Raw genomic sequence first — 7,096 nt, 5'->3', positions numbered from 1 at the left:
TTGCCCGGGAAGTTCCCGATCGGCATGCTCGCCCGGTAGATGCTGCCGTTGTCACCGGCGAAGAACAGGTACATGTTCTGGTCGTCGGCGATCAGCGTCGGGTCGATCGGGCTGCCGGTGACGCCGGTGGGGAAGCTGCCGGTGAACAGCGCCTGCGGCGCGGACCAGCCGTTGGGGTTGGTGGGGTCGCTGGACGTGCGGTAGGTGAAGGGCCAGGCGGTACCCCACCCCAGTGAGGCGAGCACCCAGACGTTCTTGGGAGCGAAGTAGAACACCTGGGGCGCCACCGCGGACTGGCTCATCCCGGTCTGGCCGGCCGACGCCATGTCCGACCAGTTCGTGAAGGGGCTGAACCCCATCGAGCCCCACGACGATCCGTCAGAGGTCGTCGCGTAGACCAGGTGCTTGCCGTTGTACGTCGTGGTGGTGAAGTCCTTCAACGCGACCGCCCCGTTCGTCGGCTGTGCCAACGGACCAGTCGAGGTCCACCGGTATGTCGACGGAAGAGAGCATGTGCTGCCCGTCCCGGACAGGCCGGTCCACTTCTGGTTGCCGGCGCCGGTGCAGTTCCAGAGCTGCACCGCCGTGCCGTCGGCCGTGCCGGCGCCCGAGACGTCCAGGCACAGCCCGGACTCCACGCCGACGATCGTGCCGTCGGAGTTCACCCGCCACTGCTGGTTCGCGGCGCCGCTACAGGACCAGATCTCCACCCGGGTCCCGGCCGTGGTGGCGTGGCCCGGGACATCCAGGCACTTGTTGCCGTACACGGTCAGCTGGTTGCTGTCCGTCGACGTCCACTGCTGGTTGGTCCCGCCCGTGCAGTCCCAGATCTGCAGGAACGTGCCGTCGGTCTGGCCAGCGCCCGGCACGTCGAGACACCGACCGGAACCCGTACCGCGCACGGCGCCGGCGGTGGCCGCCTGAGCCGGGCCGGCGACGAGCATCGCGGCCAATGCGGCCAGTGCGGCCAGGACCGCAACCGCGGCGGCGAGCGCCGCAGGCGGACGTCTGCGGCTGAAACTAGGACTGTGCATGGGGGACCTCGTCATCCTTGAGCAAGCGGCTCGGGTGGGGGAGGGCGACGGCTGCGAAGTGTTAGCGCTAACAAAATGCTGGCAGCAGAACAGCGGTGGAGTGAGGGTGAGTTCCACGTTTATAGACCCGGCGCGCCGATCGTGTCCAGGGATGTGCGAGCGCCCGACATCGACCGGCACGTCTCGGTCGACTCCCCGTCCGTCCGGATCGATGGTCGGAGCTGAGGGCCGAGACCGGCGACGAGTGACGCGAGCGTTTCGCGGATGCGAGTGCGGTCCGCATCCCGGTGGCGATCGGTCGGTCGCCCTCCGGTATGACGGGTCGGCGGGAACGTCTCGACCGCTCACCGACAAAAGTATTGACACGCAAATTGTGAGCGTTAACACTCATGTCATCAGGCGGATGCCGCCCCGAAACCCAGGGCTGGTGACGCATGCCCACCCACAGGGATACGGCTGCGTCCCCCAACAGGCCATGACGGCCGGGGAAGGCAGCGAACGTGACGCGACCCGCTCGAAGGCGACCCGCGTCGCCGTCAGCACTCCCGCACTGCCACCGGCCCAGTCCCCGACGTCTTCCACGGACCAAGGAGTTCGCCATGCCGGCTCATCCCTTCAGCCGCCGCACCGTGATCAAGGCGACGAGCGCTGTGGCCGTGGCCGTAGCTGCCGACCCCGTCCTCAGCCCCGTCTCCGCCGCGGCGCAGACACCCCCGGTCAGGTCGGACGTCGGAGTGTCGACGGTGCCGTTCGACCTGGGTCAGGTCACGCTCACCAGCAGCCGATGGCTCGACAACCAGAACCGCACCCTGGCCTACCTCCGCTTCGTCGACGTCGACCGCCTGCTGTACAACTTCCGGGCCAACCACCGGCTCTCCACCAACGCCGCAGCCCCGACCGGAGGCTGGGACGACCCGGCGTTCCCCTTCCGCACCCACGTGCAGGGCCACTTCCTCTCGGCGTGGGCCCAGGCCTACGCCGCACTCGGGGACACCACCTGCCGTGACAAGGCCGACCAGATGGTGGCCGAACTCGCCAAGTGCCAGGCCAACAACTCCGCCGCGGGCTTCTCCGCCGGCTATCTCTCGGGCTTCCCCGAGGCCGACTTCGCCGGCCTCGAAGCAGGCAAGCTGAGCAACGGCAACGTCCCCTACTACTGCATCCACAAGACCATGGCCGGTCTGCTCGACGTGTGGCGCCTGATCGGCAACACACAGGCCCGCGACGTGCTCCTCGCGCTCGCCGACTGGGTCGACCGACGCACCGCTCCGCTCGGCTACAGCACGATGCAGTCGTTGATGGGCACCGAGTTCGGCGGCATGAACGAGGTGCTGGCCGACATCTACCAACAGACCGGCGACGCACGCTGGCTGACCTGCGCCCAGCGGTTCGACCATGCCGCGGTCTTCGACCCGCTCGCCGCGAACCGGGACCAGCTCGACGGCCTGCACGCCAACACGCAGGTGCCCAAGTGGATCGGAGCCGTCCGCGAGTACAAGGCCACCGGCACGACCCGCTACCGCGACATCGCCGCCAACGCCTGGACGTTCACCACCGGTTCGCACACCTACGCCATCGGCGGCAACAGCCAGGCGGAGCACTTCCGGGCCGCGAATGCCATCTCCGGCTACCTCGTCCCCGACACCTGCGAACTCTGCAACTCCTACAACATGCTCAAGCTGACCCGGGAACTGTGGCAGCTGACCCCCGACCGGGCGTCGTACTTCGACTTCTACGAGAAGGCGCTGCTCAACCACGTCATCGGTGCCCAGAACCCGGCCGACCCGCACGGACACATCACCTACTTCACGTCCCTCAACCCGGGCGCCCGGCGCGGCAAGGGGCCGGCTTGGGGCGGCGGCACCTGGAGCACCGACTACGGCACGTTCTGGTGCTGCCAGGGAACGGGCATGGAGTCCAACACCAAGCTGATGGACTCCGTCTACTTCCACGACGGCACCACCCTCACGGTGAACCTGTTCCTCCCCTCCGTCCTGGACTGGACCCAGCGAGGCATCACGGTCACCCAGACCACCTCGTACCCGGCCGACGACACCACGACGCTCAAGGTCACCGGCAGCGTCGGCGGGACCTGGTCGATGCGCGTCCGCATCCCCGGATGGACCTCCGGCGCCACCATCAGCGTCAACGGCGTCGCCCAGGCCGTCACGGCCACCCCGGGCACCTACGCCACCCTCACCCGGTCCTGGGCCTCCGGCGACACCGTCACCGTGAAGCTCCCCATGCGGGTGGCCCTCCAGGCCGCCAACGACAATCCCGGTGTCGCCGCGATCACCTACGGCCCCGTCGTCCTGGCCGGCAACTACGGCAGCACCGCCCTGTCCTCCCTCCCGGCCCTGGACCCCTCCTCGATCACCCGGACCAGCAGCACCGCCCTCACCTTCACGGCCACCGCCGACGGAGCGACGGTCGGTCTCGCCCCGTTCCACGACGCCCAGGGCTTCAACTACACCGCCTACTGGCGGACCGACAGCTCCGCCGGCTTCCGTCTCGTCAACGCGGCGAGCGGACTCGTCCTCGGCATCCGGAACATGTCCACCGCGGATGGGGGCCTCGCCCTGCAGTGGCCCGACACGGGCACCGCCGACCACAACTGGGTCCTCACCGTCGACGGCACCGCACTGCGGCTGCGCAACGTCAACAGCGGCAAGGTCCTCGGCGTGCAGGACATGTCCACCGCCGACAACGCCCCGGTCCTCCAGTGGGCCGACACCGGCACCGCCGACCACCGGTGGACCGTCGTCGACGCCGGCAACGGCTACCACAAGTTCCAGAACGTCAACAGCGGCAAGCTGCTCGGCATCGAAGGCGGCTCCACCGCCAACGGCGCCGCAGCCGTACAACTGCCCGACAGCGGCGCCGCAGCCGGCCAGTGGCAGTTCGTCCCCGACGGTGCCAGGCGCATCCAGAACGTCGCCAGCGGGCGGGTCCTCGGTGTGCAGGGCATGTCCACCGCCGACGGCGGCCTCGCCATCCAGTGGGACGACAACGGCACCGCCGACCACCTCTGGACGGCCGTCGTCGACACCGGCGGCTACCTGCGCCTGCGCAACTCCAACAGCGGCAAGGTCCTCGCCGTGGAGAACGGCGGCACCGCCAACGGCGCCCGGATCGTCCAGTGGGCGGACGGCGGCACCGCCGACCACCGGTGGCGCCTGCGCCACGGCGGCGGCGACACCTTCAGGATCCAGTGCGCCAACAGCGGCCGCGTCCTCGGCGTCTCCGGTGGCTCCACCGCCCAGGGCGCCCAGACCGTCCTCTGGGACGACAACGGCACCAGCGACCACCTGTGGCGATTCATCTGACCCGGCGCCGAGCCCGCTGATCACCACAGGCCGATCGCGGCGACATGGAGGAAACCTTCCCTCTCCACCCCGCCGATCTTCGGCGGGCCCCGGCCCTGGGGCCCGCCGAAGCCCCATCCCGCGGGCGAGCTGATCGGATGTCTGCTCACGGCTGGTCCACTGCGAGCACTGGCCCCACCCGAGGTCGGTGTCAGTACACGAGGATGTCCCAGTGGTTGCCCTCGTTGCAGTACAGGTTGCCCGATGCGGCCTTCCACTGCGGGTAGCCGTCGCCCCGGTAGCCGATGTAGGTGAAGCTGTTCTGGATGTAACCGTCGATGCAGGAACTGCGGGAGATGTCGACCTTGTAGCCGTTGTAGTGGCTGTAGGTGCCGGAGGCGTGGCCCACCTCGGTCCCGCCCGTGATGTTGATGGCGCAGCCGCTGGCCCGTTTGAGGGTGATGATGGCGCTCACCGTGCCCGAGTTGATCTGCTCGAACGAGGTGCAGGTGGGGTTGGACCTGGTGGTGCAGCCCCCACTGGAGCTCCACGTGATGCCGGCGTTGCTGAACTGACTGGCGGCCGTCGACTGCGACAGCTTGGTACCGCTGGCGCCGGCCGTGGGCGCCGAGACGGCGAGGCCGGCCACGGTCAGGGCGACGACGGTGGCTGCGGTGCGTGGCTTCATCTGCATCTCCCGGTGAGGATGGTGTGCCTGCGACGACTCCTGCCCTCCTGCCCTCCTGCCGCGCCTCGGCGGGAGGACGGTAAGCCCGGCGCCGGGCCCACGGAACCGGCTCGGACGGCGGGATCGTACGCAGTGCTGTGACGCGGCAGTGCGCCGGCGCGAGGGCCGGCGCGAGGGCCGACCTATCCGTCCGGCACCCCCGCCCGCGGTTCCCCGGGGAACGAGGGGCGGGCTTCGAGCGCCGGCATCGCACCAGGATGGCCCATCGTTGTCTATGCGAGTAGACGTCGGTCTGTGAATTTCGCGTGACGGGGAGCGGCCTTCAGTGCGTCGAAACGCATCACGGGGCGCACCGCACGATCACCACTGGAGCAGCGGCTTCCGGCCCGCGCCGCCGGGGACGCGGCCCGCGAGGTGCAGGGCGACGCCGCTGAGGGCCCCGGGAGCGAATGTTCCTGACGGCATGCGTCACACCGGCCGAAATCCGTCCCAAGACATATTTTCGGATCGGTTCCGGCCTTCTCAACTCCCGACGCCGAGTGCCAGATTGACTGCCCCAGGAAGCCGGGCGCCCCCGCCGGCCTCCGGACTTCCGCCCTGCGTCGAACGGGGAGACATGACGGCACCCACCGCAACCACCACCACCGCCCACCGCGCCGCGCGGGCGGCCGGCGCCCTCCCGCTGCTCGGACACGTCCCGGCCCTCTTCCGCAATCCGCTGCCGTTCCTGCGCTCGCTCGCCGACCAGGGCGATCTGGTGGAGCTTCGGCTCGGACCGCAGCGCGCGATGATGGTCTGCACCCCCGACCTGTTCCACCACGTCCTCACCGACACCCGGCACTTCGACAAGGGCGGCCCGCTCTTCGACAAACTGCGGTGGTTCCTGGGCGACGGGCTGGGCTCCACACCCCACGACGTGCATCGCCGGCAGCGCCGGCAACTCCAGCCCGCCTTCCGGCCGGACGCCTTCACCCGCTACCTGCCGGTGATGCTGGAGGAGATCCACGCCACCGCGGGCGGCTGGCCGGACGGCCGGGTGATCGAAGTCGAGGAGCACGCCTACCAGTTGATCGCCAGGATCATCACCCGGACGATGTTCTCCGCGGACGGCCCCTCCGCCGCGGTGGCCCGGATCGCCGCCGTCTACCCGGACTTCCACCAGGGCATCGGCCGGCAGATGCGCTCCCCGTCCCGGCTGCTCGACCGGCTACCGACGCGGGCCAACCGCCGTTTCCGCCACGCCTGCCGCACCGTGGACGAGGTGGTCGACGGCGCGATCGAGGACCGCCGGCGCGGTAGCGGTCGCGGAAGCGGCGATGACAGCGATCACGACCTGCTCACGCTGATGGTCGAGGAGGGCCTGACCGACCGCGAGATGCGCGACCAGGTCGTCACCATGCTCACCGGCGGCATCGGCACCTCGGCCTCGGCGCTCGGCTGGGCCCTGCACTTCCTCTCCCGGGACGAGGAACTGGCCGACGCCGTCGCCCAGGAGGCACGCGCCGTCCTCCCCGCCCAGACCCTCCCGAACGACACCGACATCGACCCTGACGGCACGCCCCCCGCCGTCACACCCCCCGGTGTCACGCCCCCCGGCGTCACCCTGGCGGACGTCACGCGCCTGGACCTCGCCCGCCGCGTGGTGGCGGAGACGCTCCGCTTCTACCCGTCCGCCTGGTTCTACAGCCGCACCGTCACCGAGCCCGTCGAGCTGGCCGGCGAACGCCTCCGCCCGGGCACCGCCGTCCTGCTCTCCCCCTACCTCCTCCACCACCGCCCCGACCTCTACCCCGACCCCGAAGGCTTCGACGTCGACCGCTGGTCGCCCGCCCGCCAGGCCGAACTCCCGCGCCAGGCCTACGTTCCGTTCGGCACCGGCTCCCGCAAGTGCATCGGTGACGTCTACTCCCTGACCGAACTCACCCTGGCCGTCGCGGTCATCACCTCCCGGTGGCGGCTGGAACCGCTGCCGGGACCACTGCCCGCGCACCTGGTCGAGCCCCGCCCGTGGACGGTGATCCACCCGGCCCCGCTGCGCCTACGGCTGCACAGGCGCCCGTGAAACCGCA

At 70.0% G+C, this 7,096-nt stretch carries 4 protein-coding genes; 2 read left to right on the top strand and 2 right to left on the bottom strand.

The annotated features are described in order from the left end of the window. The coding region (locus ACIBEC_RS39715; RefSeq protein WP_396290123.1) for a non-reducing end alpha-L-arabinofuranosidase family hydrolase at positions 1-1,034 on the bottom strand (1,034 nt) is incomplete at its 3' end. A 599-nt stretch (positions 1,035-1,633) separates the two neighbouring features. Here ACIBEC_RS39715 and ACIBEC_RS39710 point away from each other — a divergent pair. Further along, positions 1,634-4,360 (top strand): beta-L-arabinofuranosidase domain-containing protein, encoded by a 2,727-nt coding sequence (locus ACIBEC_RS39710; protein WP_360501613.1) that lies wholly within the window; start codon positions 1,634-1,636, stop codon positions 4,358-4,360. Positions 4,361-4,550: 190 nt separating this feature from the next. Here ACIBEC_RS39710 and ACIBEC_RS39705 read toward each other — a convergent pair whose 3' ends face one another. Beyond that, positions 4,551-5,033, bottom strand: coding sequence for a hypothetical protein (locus ACIBEC_RS39705; RefSeq protein WP_396290120.1), 483 nt, complete (start codon positions 5,031-5,033; stop codon positions 4,551-4,553). 610 nt (positions 5,034-5,643) lie between these two features. On the opposite strand from ACIBEC_RS39705, the gene ACIBEC_RS39700 reads away from it, so the two are divergent. Then, positions 5,644-7,089 carry a cytochrome P450 gene (locus tag ACIBEC_RS39700; protein ID WP_360501607.1) on the top strand — a complete coding sequence of 482 codons (1,446 nt, stop codon included), beginning with the start codon at positions 5,644-5,646 and terminating at the stop codon, positions 7,087-7,089. Positions 7,090-7,096 lie beyond the last annotated feature (7 nt).

The organism is Kitasatospora sp. NPDC051164 (assembly GCF_044455625.1).
GTDB lineage: Bacteria > Actinomycetota > Actinomycetes > Streptomycetales > Streptomycetaceae > Kitasatospora.
Note: the sequence above shows the minus strand (reverse complement) of the source record. Positions and strands in the feature narration are given on the sequence as shown.